Below are 17,338 nucleotides of genomic sequence, written 5' to 3'. Positions count from 1 at the left end.
TGCTCACCCACAATTAAAGAAACTTAAAAGTATAGCGTTTATTGCATTTGGATTGTACGAAAATCGAAAGATTAGATGAAATATTTGGTTATTGATGTAGATGGTTATCTTGCCAATAGGCAAATAAGGAAATAGAGTATGCTAGAAAACAGGAAAAGCATTTCATTGTTATTATTCTATAGGAATTGATTTAGATAAACAGAAACTCCCTCAATAACTGAGGGTTTTCATAGAACATCTGTGAATTCATACTGTAATCAACGTTTTTCAGCAAACGGGCGCTTTTCTTGAATAAGGAAGGTGCTTTATTCAATTAAAAGGCCATATTGTGATAAGTTGTAATGTTGAAAGTAGAACAAATCCAGCATGGAGTTTTCCTTAAAATTCATAATCAAAATGTTGTTTAACGAATTGTTCCATGTTGTCATTTCCGACATCTAAATCAAAATCATAAAAATAGAGATAGGCAATCCTATTCTTTTCGTCAGATGTCCCAATCATTCCAAATGATTTCGGATAACCCAAAGTATTGTGTTCTTCGTCTTTTACAATCCTGAAGGTATAAGTGTTAATCGAAAATTCGTAGTAAGGAGGAACTGGTTCTTCTTTTTGTTTGAAACCGATATTCTTTTTATTCAAAAATTCATACGTTTCTTCTAATTTACCTTTCTCGCTTTTATAGGTTTCATCGTCATATTGAACTGAAAGAACAACAGAATGAGATACAAAAATGAAATATCTGTTTTTCGTATATTTATAGTCTATATCTTTATATATCGGCAAATTTTTAAGAGCAGGCATCATATACTTAGCTTCTTCATCAAGATTTGAACCAGTTGATAAGTAGTTCTCTATATTGCTACTTTTTGTATCTGAAATTCTGATGATCATAAAAACTATGATGACGATGAATAAAAATACGAATACCAACGTTTTTTTCTGTTTTAAAACTTGCATATAGCCCCTCCTTTGCGTTAGGGAGATTAATTTGAATTAATTGAACTCAAACATTCCTTCAATATAAGCATAACAAATTTTCCTAAATAAACTATAAATTCCTTTTATTTACCAACCACAATCGAAATAATGAACCTAATGAATGAATTTATCAGTTATTAGCAATTTAACGAATTAATATATACTTTCTCCACAATCAGGGCATTTCTTGAAAGGAATTGTGCCTTCTTCAACTAAAGGCCATTTTCTGGAATAAGATTTTCAATAAGTAAACTTGATAATGTTAAAATACATAGATAATTACAAATCAATTTATTTAAAAATGCAAAAATAGCAAGGGAGCTTAAAGGTGGATACTTATGAAACTAAAAGAAATTATGGGAAAACATTATGATGGACTTTCTATAACACCAGGTTTTTATCATCAATGGAATATAGGTATACATCTAGAATTAGGAAATGACATTTATCAGTTTGATGATAATAATCGCCTTAACATGCAAAGGTTTCATACGATTTATAAACAGGTATCTGCTATTGTTCCTATACTTTTCAAGAAAATGGATGACGTCTTAGTTGTGGTAAATTCATATCCACATGAAACAAACAAAGTAGTTTATCCTAACTTTTTCAAACGTTATGTAAAAAAACAAGAATTAAAGTATTCCTTGCACCTACATGAATACCAATGGCAGTTCGATGAAGATAATTTATTTGTTCAGCAAATGACATTGTTCTGTAAAGTTTCAGATTTGAAGTTGGAACACCTTTTGAAAACATTAATTCATGAGGATTTCTATCCTCTACAACCTCGATTAAGAAAAGCACATTGCCTTTATGCACCCGATGTTTTTTTAATAAATGTTAATACTAATTGTATTTTCCATTTATATGATGATAGAGGTTGTGAAATTATAAACGCTGATAAAGAGTTACATAACAAACTACTTGAAACTTTTAATGGTTGGGAATTGCAGGAAAAATCTTAATCTTTTCGTTTAACTATTTATTATTCTTTTTCAGCAATCGCGCCATATTATTGAATACCAATCTACTTTTGTAAAAAAGTTACCAAAAAAACGCTTTAAGTGCATTTTTTTATTCAATTCCCATGAAAGAACAATCTTCACTTTCATTTTCAGAAAAGAAAGCTATCGTTTTGATTAATTTTTATTCAAAACGATAGCTTTTTATATACAGTAAAAACTCAGGGCAATATAGTGATTTTTAATCAAACTTTATTCTAAAGCTACATCTGCAGGAACTTCTTTAAAATCCATATATAGTTGAAGTAGACTAAAACTCCATTTTTAAAAGTCTTTTAGGAAAGTTTTCGCACCAGCCATTCAATCGGTCCTCGATCAAATTTTAATTTCCATAGAACACTAAATATCACAGAACCAAAATAGAAACCAACACTAAAAATATAAATAAACGGGAGTTGCTGATTTTCGATTCGACCTAGAATATCTAAAATTGATAACCCAATTACTATATGTCCAATGTAGTGTGTTAAAGTCATTTGTCCAGATGCTATAATAACCTTCCATAACAAAAAATTTCGCGCTTTTTCAGTAACCATTAGAATTATTACTAAAATAATAATTGAAGAACCTATAGCAGAAAGCATATACAACAAACTCGGTAAAATTGGTCCCGTTTTAAATAGAAACTGTGCAACTTCACTCGTGAGTACAGGTGTTAATTGTTTTATTAATATAACAGAAGCGCTCTCTGCAATGACTAGCGATGCAAAACCAATGGCAAGAAGATTTCTTTGAAAACGCCAATCTTTCAAAGAATAGCAACCAATGACGAACCCAATAAGAATAAAAGCAAACCATGGGAAGATTGGGTGATATCCGTTGATAAAGAGGTTACGCGTAAAACCACTTATCGACCAAAAATCTACGTATTCCATAAACAGAGCATCCGGTTGCCATCCTGTAAACATGTCATAGGTTAACTGGATGGCTTGAGCAACAATAATAAGAACGCTTGCAATAATTATATTTATTCGTTTTTTGAAGCCAATAAAGAAAGTTAGAAAGAAAAGGTAAAATCCGTAATAATGTAAAATGTCACCGGTCCACCCAATTACATATAGCCCCATACCAAGAACAAAGAGTAATAATGCACGCTTCCAAATGGATATGCGTGCTTTTTGAAGTTGTTCTTTCTTGCTACTTTCTCTTGCTCGTTTTGTCATCAAAGCTATCCCAATACCTGCTAATAATACAAATAGAGCAGAAGCACGACCTTCAATTAGGGATGTCAACTTAATTAACCAAGATGGCCCTTTCCCTTCTGCCCCCGTAATAACTGAATAATTTATTATTAGCATTCCAAACATTGCAAGTGACCTAGCAACATCAATACCAATTATTCGTTCTGCAACTTTACTCACTTAAGTCACCTTTCGAAAATACTAGCTTAACCACTGTTATCCAAATACCTTTGTAGTTGATTGTTTCATTCTCCATTATTAGATTTCCGATATTATCTAGTACTAAAGCTAAAATATGAGCTTTCTCTTCAATAGCTTCCTCAGTAATTAATGAAAGAGATGAGGCCTTTAAGAGTAATTCCACAAATCCTTTTAAATAGAACGACTGAATTTCTAGTAAGTGATCATGATAATATTTATCTCGTGCAGCGAGGGACAAAAACTCTTTCATTACATTATCGAAATAAGGATCTTGTTTTTGGTCCTGAATCATTTGAACACCAATGTTGACTAATTTATCTACAAAGTTTTCAGCTGTAAAATCTTCTATACGAAAGTAATTATTGAATTGAATTTCTTTACAGAAGTAATCAAATAATTCTCTGATTAGATCATCTTTCGACTCAAAATAATAGTAAATCGATGGCTTTGAGATGCCCACCGCTTTTGCAATTTGTGCAAAACTTGCTTTTTGAATTCCTTGCTCTGCAATTAAAATATAAGTAGCATTTAAAATATTTTCTTTTGTATTTTGGGACATAAAAATACCTCCTATTTATTTTATTTACCTATCGTTAGGTAAATAATAAAACAAAAAAATTATAATTTCAAGTACAAAAGAAACTTCCCACCATATTAAATTTCAATATAAATCATTGGATCTGTGTAAATTTTAGACACACTCAAGTTTTTTTATTTGTTGCGCAATGTGAACGGTGTAATCAAGCAATAAAGATCGACTACTGTTTGTTTAAATTCTTTATTGTATTATTAACTAGTTTATTGCAACAGGGATTTATAACGTATACATAAATAAACCTAATATCGTTCCCAAATCAAAGATTGGTAACAAACGGAAAAGCACAAATGTTGTTAAATCAACGTTCGTGCTGAGGACTATTGTTTATACTGCTTTTCAAGCAAAGCTATATAAACATAGCTACGATAAGACTTTTCGAGATTTTGTAGAGTGTGTTATCTGAATAAAAACCTGTATATCTGCATTTTTTATCTTTCCTATACTTCAATTTAAGGGACTGTAGTTGAAAAAACGATCTTCAACAATCGGGCCATATTGTGGAATAACACATTACCTGGCAGAGTAAAAGAAAACGGCATTCAGATATATAAGGCAGGATATGTAACTGCCATAAAAAAAGTTCTTAATGATATATATAAAATACATCCATTATCTCAAAAAGATTGATTTAATGGATGTATTTTTATATAAGAGGTCCCGTTATAAAAATGCGGATTTACAATGTTAAGTCCTTAAAGCTACCAAACATCGCTTTGGGAAGGTTTGATACGTTCTATTCAATTTCCACTAACTGTTGTTTTGTAAACCTAACATGTATGGGAATGAGGATCAAATATTCGATTTCATGACTTTTATACTGTAGTGCGCAAGAAATCTGTTATAATCAGCTTAAAAAGTACATTATATATATATGTCTGGTTATTTTTTGCGAGTCGTCTCATAACTATCAGATAGATTTTAGAAGGACTCAACAATGTAACACGAAGAAAATTTAGGTGATAAAAAATTTGAGAGTAACGCTAAAAAAGGACGACTTAGAAAATGGATAATTTATTAAATTGGATTCAACATGATTCATGGATGACAAGAATAAGCAGTTTTTTTCTTATGGCAATGCTAGCATTTATACCTGCTGTGCCAATTCCTTTAGTTGCAGGGATTATAGCAGCGACCTACTCAATACCGGTAGCATTATTCATTAGCTTAGGTGGAACAGTTTTTGGCTCCATTTGCATGTTTTTTCTTTGTCGATATGCATTTCAAAGGATTGCGTTAAAACAAGTACAGAAATGGAAACGGCTAGATGGATTTTTTCAACTACTTGAGCGAAATGGCTTTTTAGCAGTACTTATCGGCAGATTAATTCCCATAATACCTTCTGCCGCCATTAATGCCATAGCGGGTGTAACAAAGGTTCGTTTTAGCTCTTTTCTGTTTGCAACCACAATTGGAAAGGTCCCAACAATGATGGTTTTTACGCTAGCAGGTGCTCAAGTTGGAAAGAACCAGCTCTTAACTGCCATGATGATAGGGCTATATGTTTTAGTCCTATTTTTACTCGGGATGAAAATAAGAAATAAATGGGTAATAGAGTAATCCAAAAGTAATATTGATCATCTTTATTAAAGAGAATTGATTTTAGAATGATTGTGAAGCCGTAGCCGTTATTTTATACTTAATTATCGAAGTCATGAGTGTGAGTGCTGCGGTTGTTCGGTGGGTGCTTTTTGCATGGCTGAATGCTTTTGATTTAGAATTTGCTAGAATTATTTTAGAGGTTTTATTAGTGACTTCTTGTATTTCAACAATAATTTTTATCTTAACTAAAAATCAATATATTTCGTATCTTTCATCAGCACCACTTTACTATATTTTTTCATGGATTGGTCATGGTTTTACACATTTAATCCTTCTTGTTTTATCGATGACTATACAAGCTGGAATAATTCTTTTAATAAATCGACAAAGTAAAAAGCTATTATTAAATGAACCAAAAGATAACATATAATAATTAGCTTTTTAAACTAATGGAATGCTTTAGTTTAAATTATACAAACACATATAAAATAATGTTCCCAAATCAAAGTTAGGGAACACACCAAAAAGGCACGAATGTTCTTAAATCAACGTTCGTGCCTTTTTGCGAGGACTATTGCTCATACAGCTTTTTATGCAAAAGTATATAACCATAGCAGCAATAAGACTTTTTAAGTTTTTCAGAGGTGTGTTATCTGAATAAAAACCTGTATATAGAGATAATTTATTAAAACTGTAAAACTGCATTTTTTTATCGTTCCTATACATCAATTACAGGGGCTTTAGTTGAAAAACGAACTTCAACAATCGGGCGCGATTCTTTAATAAGAGGATCGCGTTTTTCAATTATAGGGCAATTATCTTGAATAACTTATTGTGAAACTCATATGGATTTGAAATAATTGTTAATATGTTAAATGGTAGGTTAATGGAATAGGCAAAGGAGTTGACGTATTATTTTTACACTTTTATTGTTATTATAATTGTTTTATTATTACTGGGAATAAACCTTTCAATCGCGTATTGGGCTTTTAATCAACTCTATAAAACTACGCTAAAGTCAAAAAAGAACAGTGATGTAGAGTTAATAAAGGAATTACGAGTAGAGTTACTTGAAAGAAAATTAGATACCAAATTAAAGTAATGAATATTCATTCGTTATTCAATTTTCGGACGCGTTTATTTAGGAACGCGTCTTTTTCCTTTAAAGGGTCAAATTATTGAGCAACTTCTAAGTAAATGGTGATATGAAACATATTATAATATTTAGAAAACTTAAATCCTTCGATTGGATAGGTGGTAAAACTTATGAATGGTGAGAAAAAGGGGAAATTTCAAATTTTTGTACTTGTTTTATCGATATTACTATTAGTTGCGCCGTTTGTTTTATTTTCCTTAGGACATAATGGTGTTGCTTTTATTTTATTTGGTTTTTGGTTTCCATTTTTTAGTACTATTTTGTTAGGTAATAACCATAAAGAGATTTATTAGAGATAATAAGAATAAAGATTATTGCTAATATCGTATCTGTATCTCTAAGGTTTTAAAAATAAAAGAGTGCTTTTACTCACAATTAAAGGTAATAATCACGTATCTAATATTCCACAACTGAGCGCGTTTCTTTCAACACTTCCCACAAAAACACCCACAAATCACAATTTGATTTGTGGGTTTCCTGATTACTCACCTGTGTAAACGAAATAGTCTACTTGCATTGATTTGATAAAACCGGCTTTCTCATAAACAGCTAGGGCACGTTCATTTTCCACTTCCACATCGAGCAAGACATTCGTGCTGCCTTCTCGCATCGCAAAATCTTTTACCCATTTCAGCAGAGCTGTTCCGACACCTCGACCTTGCTTGTCTGGATGTACAGCGAGAGCGGAAATCAGTTGAGCATTTCCTTCTTTCGAAGAAGTGACAGTACCGACAATCTCACCTTCCAGTTCAGCCACCCACAGTATTCTGCCTTCGGTCATCGTATTGAAATGGATCAGCTCGATGGACTCCTCCCGTAGATCACCAAAAGCATTGCTGAGGATTTCAATCAAAGCCTCTTGATCGGTAACCTCCAGATAAGGGCGGATGTGAACCGATTCAACCGATTCTATTATTTGGGGCATCGCTTCTAAGGTTGCTTCAGAAAAACTATACGAATATCCGTACTTTTCCACAAATATCCGGCGGGCAATATCATTCTCTATGACCAAGGCCAATTCACCCTCAGCCCCTCGTTGATGCAGCCCATCACCAATCACCTTCAGTATTGCCTCATCCAACCCTATATCACGGTACATCGGGGACACAAGGATAGCCCATTCATACGTATTTAGCCCTATTTGGTCAATCGCACTCGCAACACCAACCAATTCATTGTGTTCATCATCATAGGCTAGGACAAAAAATCCTTTCACATCAAGCCTAGAGGATTCTTGCAAACTCAAAACTGAACTGTAGTTATAGTTATCTACTACCAATGCAGATTCGCATAATTCTTTTATTTCACTATAAGTTTCCGTATCAATTGGAAACGACTGCGTAATAATTGAAAGATTCATTTATAAATTTCTCCGATTCTTAAACTTATGCTTTCCATTTTAGATGAACCTCCATACAGCCGCAAGGTGCTTTGGGCAATTACATGTAATTACCTAGTAAACTCATTTAATGCCAGATTGGCTAAGCATATTAGCATAAATACCATTGTGCTCCATTAGTTCCTTCTGACTTCCTGACTCCATTACCTCCCCTTGCTGCAAGACAAATACAATATCTGCACTGCGAATCGTATTTAGACGATGGGCAATCACAAAGCTTGTTCTTCCCCTCATCAGTTCTTCCAGGGCTTGCTGGATTTTCACCTCTGTCACGGTATCAATACTGCTCGTTGCTTCATCCAGCAACAAAATGACCGGATCTGCGACAAAGGCTCTGGCAATCGAGAGAAGCTGCTTTTGACCCTGTGAAATTTCGCTTCCATCAGCCGTTAGAATCGTGTCGTACCCATGTGGAAGCTTCATGATGAAATCATGCGCATTCGCCCTTTTGCAAGCCTCCACCACTTCTTCATTTGAGGCATCCAGTCTGCCATATCGGATATTTTCATAGACACTTGCCTCAAAAAGGAAGGAATCTTGCAAAACGAAGGCCATTTGGCTTCTTAGTGTCTGTCTCTTAATATCCTTCACATTCATTCCATCAAATAGCACTTCTCCATTTTCCACATCGTAAAATCTGGCGATCAATTGCATGATAGTCGTCTTCCCTGCTCCCGTTGCCCCTACCAGAGCTGCTGTTTGACCAGGCAACACATGGAAACTGATATTTTTTAACGTATAAGCATCTTCGGCCGATTCATATTTAAACGAAACATCACGGAATTCCACTTTCCCCGATAGTTTATGCTGGGCATCTACAACTCCACTATCTTCCTCCTGCTTTTCGTCCATAATTGCAAAAACACGTTCCGCCCCCGCAATCGCGGATAAAACGGTATTCATTTGGTTGGCCAAATCATTTAAAGGCCGTGTAAATTGACGCGAGTATTCAGTGAAGATCACGATGGTCCCTATGGAAACATGGCCATTAAACGCCAGCAACCCACCAACCCCAGCGATAATGGCAAAGCTGATATTGTTTAGAAGGTTCATTACTTTCGGAATAAAACCCGAATAAGTTAGGGCCCAAAATCCGGTTCTTCTGTACCTGGCACTCTTTGCGCGAAATTCTTCCTTCATTCGCTCTTCCTGGGAAAATGCTTTTACAACCCGCTGACCGGAAATGGTTTCTTCAATCATTCCATTCAATACCCCGATTGCGGCTTGCTGTTCCTTAAACAGCTTGCCTGTTCTTTTGGTGATCCAACGGGTTGCAAAAAACATGAAAGGAATGATCAACATCGTCAGCAAAGTCAGGAAAGGACTTAAGCTCAGCATGACGATAACCGTGCCCGTCAACGTCAAAATACTTGAGAAAACTTGGATAAAGGAGGTATTTAAAGTGGCACTGACCGTCTCGATATCATTTGTTGCCCTACTCATCAGCTCTCCATGCTGCCGCTTATCGAAATAGGAAATCGGCAAGTGCAAAAGATGGTGGAACACCCTTGTACGCATTCGGTAAACTGCGCCCTGTGCAATCCCAATCATCCAATAGTTCTGGAAAAATAGTGACAACGCCAGCAACACATAGATAAAAACTAAACCGGCAATGAGAGGGAGCATGCCGTCGAATTGCTGTTTCAACACATATTCATCAATCATATGGCCGATCAGGAAAGGGCCCAACAGAGCCATCACCGAACTGACGACAACCAATAATAGGACAGCAATTAACAAGGCCCTTTTTTCATCTACAATTTTCCAAATGCGCAATAAAGTGTTTTTCCAATTGTTTGCCCTTGGTCCTTTTTTCTTTTGAAAGGGCCCTTTTACATCTTCCTTGGTCAGGATAGGTTCATAGCCAAACGGTTTTCGTATGAATTTCATCACGCTTCACCTTCTTGCTCTTGTTGTGACATGACAATTTGAAGATAACGCGCATTTGTACCGAGAAGCTCTTCATGCGTTCCGTAGCCGATTACCCGTCCTTCATCCAATAATAGTATGCGATCGGCCCCTTTTGCAGTTCGAATCTTTTGGGTTACAACAAGCATCGTTGCTTCCTCCCCTTCAATGGCATCCCAGAAGGCAGTCTCAGTTTTTACATCCAGTGCACTCGTACTATCATCAAGAATAAGGATGGAGGCATTACGTATTAAAGCACGGGCGATGGATAGGCGCTGTTTTTGCCCTCCAGAAAGGTTGACCCCTTTTTGCCCTACCCTCGTTTCATAGCCACTCGGGAAATTCACGACGGTATGATGGATTTGGGCATTCATTGCTGCCGTCGTCACTTCCTCCATAGAAGCTTCTTGTTTCCCCCAGCTTATATTTTCATGTATAGATCCCGTAAATAACATGGAGCTTTGCGGAACATAGCCAATATATTCTCTAAGCTCTTCCAATGGCCAATCCTCAATGTTTCTTCCATTTATGATGATCGCCCCTTCTGTAGGGTCGTAAAATCTCGGGAGTAAGTTGAGCAATGTCGACTTTCCTGAACCGGTTGCCCCCATTATCGCAAGCTTTTCCCCTTTTTCCACAGTGAATGAAATATCCTGGAGAACCGTCTTTTTCGTATTGGGGTATTGGAAAGTGACATGTTCAAAACGGAGTGCTTCATTATGAGTAGGCTTTACGTCCAAGGCGCGAGTGGAAGCTGGATATGTCTCCGTCCCCTTCTCGATCAACAAAATTTCTTCCATGCGCTCCGAGGAGGCTTTCGCACGGGATAAAGCATTGATAATAAATGCGAACATCGAAAAGGAGCCCGTCATCCGTAAAGCATAGTTCACGACCGCAACAAGTTCCCCTACCTGCGCCTCGCCATTTCGGACATCAATAGACCCGAACCATAAAGCTCCCAGCAAACTGATATTCATGACAAATAACAGCACCGGTTGAATCGTTTCCATTACCCGGAGTGCCTTCATTGTGTCGTCCTGCAAACTGCTCGAAACTTCTTTGAAACGGTTTGATTCATGTTTTCCGCGCATATAGGCTTTTACTAATCGAATCGCCTGGAGATTTTCCTGAAGGACGCGGTTTACTCGATCGAGCCTTCTTTGCACCTCGCTGAATAGATGCACCCCTTTTTTTACACTGACGTTCAGGAAAAAGATTAATATCGGCGTGCCTATTAATAGAAACATCGCCATTTTCGGATTAACGAAAAATGCCATGACCAAACTTCCCACAGCCGACAGCGGTGCGCGGATCATAATACGCAAGCTCATGAATAATACGGATTGCACCTGCTGCACATCACTAGTTAACCTGGTAATCAACCCCGAGCTCGGAAACCGTAAGTACGTGGCCATTGAAAAGGATTGGATTTTACTAAATAAAGCATTTCGCAGGTCAAAAGCAAAGCTTTGGGCTACATGGGACGAAAAGAAGGAATTGATCACCCCGCTTGTAAAGGCGGAGAAAGCGAGAAGCAACAAGATCAAACCCCAGTAACCGATTGTTCCGATATCCTTCGCAACTATTCCATCATCAATAATCTTGGCGATGATCAACGGTTGAATAAGCTCGACGACCAACTCGGTAAGCATCAGACAGAATGCGATTAAAGCCGGCCATTTATATGGCTTTACATAAGCAAAAATAGTTTTCAAATCATTCATCCCCCACATTCCATTATGAACAATTATTCCCGGTGCCTATATTTGTTCGAACGTTGATCACAATGTAGCTTATTCATATTCTTTCGGAATCCGTAATATATATTTTAAGCATAAATCAAAGACCCATTTGTTGCCAACCCTCAAAAGTCGCAAGTTACCTTGTTCCTAAAAAAATTGAGAGAATTTTAGATACTTCAGTATACCAATAGTAGTTGGACCCAAGGGCAAATGCTCAACCTGGCATCTTATCACTTTCTATCAGATAGTCCCTCTTATCTAAGAATATAGTATCTACAATCTCTTTTGTGAAATTACATTACTTTTTACCCTTATAGATGATAAATGATAAATTCTCGGCATTTTAATAGTGACTATTTTCCATATAATCTTTATAATATATAGTATGAATTTACGACTATTTAGGAGTGAGCAACGAATGAGCCAAGAGAACGTGAAAATGGTGATGGACGAGAAAATGGTGAATATGTCCCCTTTCCCTACTTTTGTACTAAATCAATCGAACGAAGTGCTAATTTGGAACGATTTAAGCAAAAGTTATTTTGGTTATGGAGTGGAGGACTTTTTAAATAAAACGGCCGATATCAAAAACGGTTTGCTGTCTTCCCTATCAACAGATGCCTATGAAAATATACTTGCCAGCAAAGAGCCATTGCGCTTTGAAAATGTTCGGCTATTAACAAAAGCAGATACATTGATTGAAACAACTATTTTCACATCGCCTATCACCTACAATAATGAACCTTCCATACTAGTTACTTGTATTCTTGATGAATCCTATGCTCGCATGGACGACTCTACGAAAAAGCTACAGGACCTAATCAATGGATTGTACTCTTCCTATATGGTGGTAACAGTAGATGCAGAGGGACTGATTACCAATTGCAATCCAAACTTCCTATCAATCAGCCATTGGACGCCGAAGCGTGTGTTAGGAAAAACATTTTGGCAGCTGTTTCCCGATAATGAAAACAGCAAGAAAGTGACGGATTCCATTTGGAAAACGATAAACTCGGGCCACATCTGGGAAGGGGAAGTAGAAAAAATCACCAAGGATGGTTTGCCTTATTGGGTGTATTTAACTGCCATCCCTACCTATTCGCCGACAACCCAGGACTATGAATTTGTTCTGTTCGAAAAAGATACGACCAATGAAAGAAAAATGAAGCACCAGCTTGAGAAGATCGCCTACATCGATCCCGAAACCGGGTTAATGAACTCACACCGATTAGAGCAGGTTGTGAATGAAATGATTGAGGAAAGACGCCATTTTTCCTTCGTTTATATTAGCATCGATAAATTTTATACGATTAAAGAACTGCATAGCAGCAAGATGGAAGATAACTTAATCACCGAATTTACTAAGCGGTTGAAGATCTATTTCCAGGATAGTGAAATGGCAAGAGTGAACGAACATGAATTCGTGGTCATTACACCGCTTGGCGAATGGTTTACTCAAGGTTTCTTGACATATTTAAAACAGAATCCGATCTATGCAGGGAATGTTGCTGTTCCAATTTCAATCAGCGGGGGCATCACCCGCTCACCACAGGATCAATCGACTTTCCCGCATTTAATGAAGGCATCCATCGCAACCATTGCGAATGTTCGCGAAGCAGGTGGCGATAATATTGTTTCATTATCCAATGCAACACATAAAGCCATCAACCGTAAATCAATTATTGAAAAACGCCTATTGCTTGCGCTAGATCAACAAAATTTAAAAGTATTCTACCAGCCGCAAGTCGATATTCACACTGGTAAAATCTTGGCTGTAGAAGCCCTCGTCCGCTGGGAAGACGACCAAATCGGTGTGGTGAAACCAGAAGAGTTAATACCAATCGCCGAGGAAACTGGGTTAATCAATAATATCGGAACTTTTGTTATTGAAGAGGCATGCAAGCAAGCCGTGAAATGGCATAAAGAAGGTTTGGACCTTAAAGTTACAATTAACCTATCCGTTCGTGAATTCCGTGACAAGAACATGGCAAAATCAATTTTAACGACTTTGGAAAACACACAATGTCCGGCTAAATTAATACAAATCGAAATTACGGAGAAGTTTGCACTGGAAGCGGAGGCGGAAACTTCGATTATTAAACAAATGCGCCAGCTCGAAGAAGAAGGTATCGTCTTTATCCTGGATGACTTTGGGACAGGCTACGCATCTTTCCGTTACATGCAGCTATTGCCTATCGAAACGTTGAAAATAGACCAGACGTTTATTCAATCACTTCTTCAATCCGAAAAAGCACAACGTTTGATTCACGGAATGGTTCAGTTCGGTAAATCCATGAACTTAACCGTCTTAGCGGAAGGTGTGGAAACGAAGGAACAGCAGCAACTCCTGCAAGAGTATGGCTGCGATGCAATCCAGGGCTATTTGATCAGTAAACCGGTTGCTGAAGATGTGATCACGAAACTTATGGTCAGTTCGGTCAATTAAAAAGAGGCTGGGACATAAGCCGAAAACACCATTTTCCTTTCCATGAGAAGGAAAATGGTGTTTTCTTGATGTAGCTTAAATTGATTTCCGTTGCGAAGGACGCGCATCCAATGGCTCGGCTCGACACGAGCGTCTCTCCCTCGTTCTGTTCCCCCAGGAGTCGCCCCTCCACTCCAATCAATATATAGTATCAATTTCTTAATATAGATTTTTCCATTTTTCCACTTCTGTCCAAGTTGTTAAAGTGGTCCCCAGTCATTCTTTCAACAACCGGGCCATCTACCATCTTACTTTTGCCGCCTTTTAGCACGGGCAAAAGATTGCATGGACGTCCTGCCTATTTTAAACATCCTCATCATCAATTGTATAATCACTTCCGCAAAGACGAGTCCCATTGCAATGGCACCCGAGATCATGAAGGCCCTCATGCCATTTTGAATCCCCATCGTATAGTCTAGTTCCACTATATTGCGCATAGTATTATAAGCAATACCACCCGGAACGAGCGGGATAATCCCCGATACATTAAAAATAATGATGGGCATTTTAAAGCGGCGGGCAAAAACTTGAGCCACTATCGCAACGACAAAAGCCCCGATAAAGGAAGATTGAACCTCCGTTACATCATATCGTATAAGAGTATAATAGATAATCCAGCCAATCGCCCCAACGAAGCCGCAATAAGGGATTGCTTTGGTTGGCGCGTTAAAGATGACTCCGAAGCAGGCAGTAAAGATAAAACTAAAGATCAATTGTATGATTAACTCCATATCCATTCGCCACTCCCCCTAAAACGCAACTATGACTGCAATACCTGAACCGATTGCAAATGCAGTTAAAAATGCTTCAGTCCCTTTTGCAATACCTGCTGTAAAGTGGCCGGCCATCAAATCCCGAACAGCATTCGTTATTAATAGCCCCGGAACGAGCGGCATTACTGCCCCTACTATTATTTTATCCATTTCACTTCCAAGGCCAAAATGGACTGCAAGAGAAGCAAGTAACCCTACTACCGACGCGGCCAAAAATTCAGAGAAAAATTTCACCCTTGTCAATTTCTGAAAAATGAGCATCACAATAAATCCTACCCCTCCGGCGACAAAGGCAGCAGGCATATCCGACCAATACCCATTAAATAAAACCAAAAAGCAACTGCTGGCAATCGAGGCGGCCAACGCCTGTATGTGAACAGGCAAAAAATAATTTGTTTTTTGTATCATTCTTAACTCGTCATAAGCTTCTTCTAATGTTATCATTTGAACTGAAAGCTTACGAGAAACGTTATTCACTTTAGCAATCTTATGCAGGTCCGTAATTCTTGATGTAATCGAAGTGATTTTGGTTACTTGGCTTTTTCCCAAAGATAGGATTATACCTGTTGGAGTGACATAACTTTGTGCATCTTCGATATTTTGTGAGCGAGCCATACGGAGCATAGTATCTTCAACACGATAAGTTTCAGCACCGCTTTCCATCATCATCCGGCCAGCTAATAACAAGCAATCGAGTGCTAATTCATATTGTTGTTCTTTATTCATCACTTTTTCGTCACTCCTTTTTTCTCCTTGCTCATATTATCGAACAGATTCACATAACTCAATACATATTTTGCTTATTTTTAATGAACTAGGTAGTTTTGTCAAGAACTTTTGAAAAGAGAGGAGTAGTAACATGAAACGTCAACCTTGGTTGGATGTTTTATTGCTTAGTTCCATTTTCACGTTAACTGTGCTGATCGGAATGTTTATCTTTATAACCGGCGACTCGAAATACCAGGAGACGACCGTTTCTGCCAGCAGTCGCACTGAACAAACGAAAAAACCAGTTTCCCAAGGCGAAATAGAAGAAAAGCGTGCAATTGAGTCAGCCATCGAAGTACCTTCTGATTTCGAGGGGATCCAACTTTTTAAAGAAACTTCCGATGACTCAACACCCCCATATTCCATCATGCTTCCAGTAACAAAATACGAAAAGCTGAACAAGGAAATTACACAATACATAGAAACGACTAAGCAGCAATATTTATCGGCAGCAGAGCAGAAGAAACAACATAACCCTCTCGCAAAAAGCAATCTGAAAATTCAAGTAAAGATTAGTAAATACAAACAAACCTATTATTCTATCATCTTTACGAAAAAAGAGACTTTGGACGGGAAAAATACTTACGAGACCTTCAATACGGTGGTCTTCAATGAAAAGACGGGACAGAAGATTGTACCATGGTATTTATTTAATCAAGATGTAAAAAATCTCGAAAAGCTTTCAAAATACGTATATCAAAAAATGCTGGGACAAAAAGGCTATAAAGATAATATTAATCTAGCAAAATGGAAACAAGCTTCATATCCTTATTGGGAGCGCTATAACCGCTTCGCCATCGAAAATGATTCATTGGTTCTTTACTATAATAAAGGCGAATTTTCGAACAATGCGATCGGGTCCCCCTCACTCTCTATTCCATTGACGTTTATTAATCCTATTTTAGCACCCGAATTTCAAACACAAACAAAAAGCGAGATTACGATTCTTTCACCTGGGCAAAAGGAAAAACCAGGGAAGCGCGTTGCTTTAACCTTTGATGATGGACCACACAAATCCATTACAAGCGAAATATTAAATACGTTGGATAAATATCATGCCAAAGCAACCTTTTTCATGGTCGGGAAACAGGTTCAAGAAAACGCCACTGTTGCGAATGATGTCTTGTCGAGAGGACATGAAATCGGAAACCATACATGGAAACATGCAAATTTGACAAAGCTGAAACCGGAAAACATATTATCGGAAGTCGATTCCACGAACAATATAATCTATAAAGCAACCGGACATTACCCTACCGTTTTCCGCCCGCCTTATGGAGCAAAAAATAAACAGGTGACAGATTTAATGGAAATGCCAGTCGTCTTGTGGACAATCGATACTTTGGATTGGAAGTATCGCGACTCTAGCAAACTATTGCCAATGATTCAAAAGAGTATTAAAAATAACGATATTATTCTAATGCACGATATCCATCAATCGACAGCGGATGGTTTGGAGAGCGTCTTAATCTATTTGCAAAAGCAGGGCTATGAATGTGTAACGGTAAGTGAAATCTTAAACTCCCAAAAGTAACCGACTGTTTATTGATCGAACTGCAACAAAAAAGGCGATGAAATGTATCAA

At 37.3% G+C, this 17,338-nt stretch carries 14 protein-coding genes; 6 read left to right on the top strand and 8 right to left on the bottom strand.

The genetic code is table 11. The features are described from left to right. Window positions 1-378 precede the first annotated feature (378 nt). Window positions 379-957 (bottom strand): hypothetical protein, encoded by a 579-nt coding sequence (locus CD33_RS07570; protein WP_036199719.1) that lies wholly within the window; start codon window positions 955-957, stop codon window positions 379-381. 359 nt (window positions 958-1,316) lie between these two features. On the opposite strand from CD33_RS07570, the gene CD33_RS07565 reads away from it, so the two are divergent. Further along, window positions 1,317-1,946, top strand: a complete 630-nt coding sequence (locus tag CD33_RS07565; RefSeq protein ID WP_036199717.1) for a DUF3885 domain-containing protein — start codon at window positions 1,317-1,319, stop codon at window positions 1,944-1,946. A gap of 332 nt (window positions 1,947-2,278) precedes the next feature. Here CD33_RS07565 and CD33_RS07560 read toward each other — a convergent pair whose 3' ends face one another. Together CD33_RS07560 and CD33_RS07555 are read right to left on the bottom strand one after the other, a co-directional pair. Continuing rightward, complete coding sequence (locus CD33_RS07560; RefSeq protein ID WP_036199715.1) at window positions 2,279-3,364, bottom strand: DUF418 domain-containing protein; 1,086 nt, start codon at window positions 3,362-3,364, stop codon at window positions 2,279-2,281. Continuing rightward, window positions 3,357-3,944 carry a TetR/AcrR family transcriptional regulator gene (locus CD33_RS07555; RefSeq protein ID WP_036199713.1) on the bottom strand — a complete coding sequence of 196 codons (588 nt, stop codon included), beginning with the start codon at window positions 3,942-3,944 and terminating at the stop codon, window positions 3,357-3,359. The genes CD33_RS07560 and CD33_RS07555 overlap by 8 nt, the downstream gene beginning before the upstream one ends. A gap of 1,041 nt (window positions 3,945-4,985) precedes the next feature. Here CD33_RS07555 and CD33_RS07550 point away from each other — a divergent pair. The 3 genes from CD33_RS07550 (at window position 4,986) to CD33_RS07540 (ending at window position 6,971) form a co-directional block, all read left to right on the top strand. Beyond that, on the top strand, window positions 4,986-5,540 hold the full coding sequence (locus CD33_RS07550) for a TVP38/TMEM64 family protein (protein ID WP_052130091.1): 555 nt from the start codon (window positions 4,986-4,988) through the stop codon (window positions 5,538-5,540). Between the two features lie 100 nt (window positions 5,541-5,640). Further along, a complete protein-coding gene (locus CD33_RS07545; protein WP_036199710.1) occupies window positions 5,641-5,952 on the top strand; it encodes a hypothetical protein in 312 nt (103 codons plus the stop codon). An 836-nt stretch (window positions 5,953-6,788) separates the two neighbouring features. Further along, a complete protein-coding gene (locus tag CD33_RS07540; RefSeq protein ID WP_036199707.1) occupies window positions 6,789-6,971 on the top strand; it encodes a hypothetical protein in 183 nt (60 codons plus the stop codon). Window positions 6,972-7,159: 188 nt separating this feature from the next. Here CD33_RS07540 and CD33_RS07535 read toward each other — a convergent pair whose 3' ends face one another. From CD33_RS07535 to CD33_RS07525, 3 genes are all read right to left on the bottom strand, one after another. Continuing rightward, complete coding sequence (locus CD33_RS07535; RefSeq protein WP_036199704.1) at window positions 7,160-8,038, bottom strand: GNAT family N-acetyltransferase; 879 nt, start codon at window positions 8,036-8,038, stop codon at window positions 7,160-7,162. Between the two features lie 102 nt (window positions 8,039-8,140). Next, on the bottom strand, window positions 8,141-9,967 hold the full coding sequence (locus CD33_RS07530) for an ABC transporter ATP-binding protein (RefSeq protein WP_036199701.1): 1,827 nt from the start codon (window positions 9,965-9,967) through the stop codon (window positions 8,141-8,143). Continuing rightward, window positions 9,967-11,700: an ABC transporter ATP-binding protein gene (locus CD33_RS07525; RefSeq protein WP_036199698.1), complete on the bottom strand. Its 1,734-nt coding sequence runs from the start codon at window positions 11,698-11,700 to the stop codon at window positions 9,967-9,969. Before CD33_RS07525 ends, CD33_RS07530 begins: the two co-directional genes overlap by 1 nt. A 445-nt stretch (window positions 11,701-12,145) precedes the next feature. On the opposite strand from CD33_RS07525, the gene CD33_RS07520 reads away from it, so the two are divergent. After that, the gene (locus CD33_RS07520) at window positions 12,146-14,173 is read left to right on the top strand and encodes a sensor domain-containing protein (protein WP_036199695.1); all 2,028 of its coding nucleotides are present in this window, start codon (window positions 12,146-12,148) and stop codon (window positions 14,171-14,173) included. A gap of 287 nt (window positions 14,174-14,460) precedes the next feature. Here the strand turns inward: CD33_RS07520 and CD33_RS07510 are convergent, their stop codons facing one another. Together CD33_RS07510 and CD33_RS07505 are read right to left on the bottom strand one after the other, a co-directional pair. Further along, window positions 14,461-14,943, bottom strand: a complete 483-nt coding sequence (locus CD33_RS07510) for a threonine/serine exporter family protein (protein WP_036199904.1) — start codon at window positions 14,941-14,943, stop codon at window positions 14,461-14,463. Window positions 14,944-14,961: 18 nt separating this feature from the next. Further along, complete coding sequence (locus CD33_RS07505) at window positions 14,962-15,711, bottom strand: threonine/serine exporter family protein (protein WP_084591291.1); 750 nt, start codon at window positions 15,709-15,711, stop codon at window positions 14,962-14,964. 133 nt (window positions 15,712-15,844) lie between these two features. Between CD33_RS07505 and CD33_RS20685 the strand changes: the two genes are divergently transcribed. After that, the gene (locus CD33_RS20685; RefSeq protein ID WP_036199687.1) at window positions 15,845-17,287 is read left to right on the top strand and encodes a polysaccharide deacetylase family protein; all 1,443 of its coding nucleotides are present in this window, start codon (window positions 15,845-15,847) and stop codon (window positions 17,285-17,287) included. Window positions 17,288-17,338: the final 51 nt, after the last annotated feature.

Source organism: Ureibacillus sinduriensis BLB-1 = JCM 15800, assembly GCF_000772955.1.
GTDB classification, from domain to species: Bacteria; Bacillota; Bacilli; order Bacillales_A; family Planococcaceae; genus Ureibacillus; species Ureibacillus sinduriensis.
The sequence above is the reverse complement of the archived record's forward strand: the minus strand, read 5'-3'. Positions and strand labels throughout refer to the sequence as shown.

Coding starts and splice junctions, on each gene's coding strand:
- CD33_RS07520 (WP_036199695.1), top strand. CDS start 12,146: ATGAGCCAAGAGAACGTGAAAATGGTGATGGACGAGAAAATGGTGAAT.
- CD33_RS07550 (WP_052130091.1), top strand. CDS start 4,986: ATGGATAATTTATTAAATTGGATTCAACATGATTCATGGATGACAAGA.
- CD33_RS07555 (WP_036199713.1), bottom strand. CDS start 3,944: ATGTCCCAAAATACAAAAGAAAATATTTTAAATGCTACTTATATTTTA.
- CD33_RS07540 (WP_036199707.1), top strand. CDS start 6,789: ATGAATGGTGAGAAAAAGGGGAAATTTCAAATTTTTGTACTTGTTTTA.
- CD33_RS20685 (WP_036199687.1), top strand. CDS start 15,845: ATGAAACGTCAACCTTGGTTGGATGTTTTATTGCTTAGTTCCATTTTC.
- CD33_RS07510 (WP_036199904.1), bottom strand. CDS start 14,943: ATGGAGTTAATCATACAATTGATCTTTAGTTTTATCTTTACTGCCTGC.
- CD33_RS07570 (WP_036199719.1), bottom strand. CDS start 957: ATGCAAGTTTTAAAACAGAAAAAAACGTTGGTATTCGTATTTTTATTC.
- CD33_RS07535 (WP_036199704.1), bottom strand. CDS start 8,038: ATGAATCTTTCAATTATTACGCAGTCGTTTCCAATTGATACGGAAACT.
- CD33_RS07505 (WP_084591291.1), bottom strand. CDS start 15,711: ATGAATAAAGAACAACAATATGAATTAGCACTCGATTGCTTGTTATTA.
- CD33_RS07565 (WP_036199717.1), top strand. CDS start 1,317: ATGAAACTAAAAGAAATTATGGGAAAACATTATGATGGACTTTCTATA.
- CD33_RS07530 (WP_036199701.1), bottom strand. CDS start 9,967: ATGAAATTCATACGAAAACCGTTTGGCTATGAACCTATCCTGACCAAG.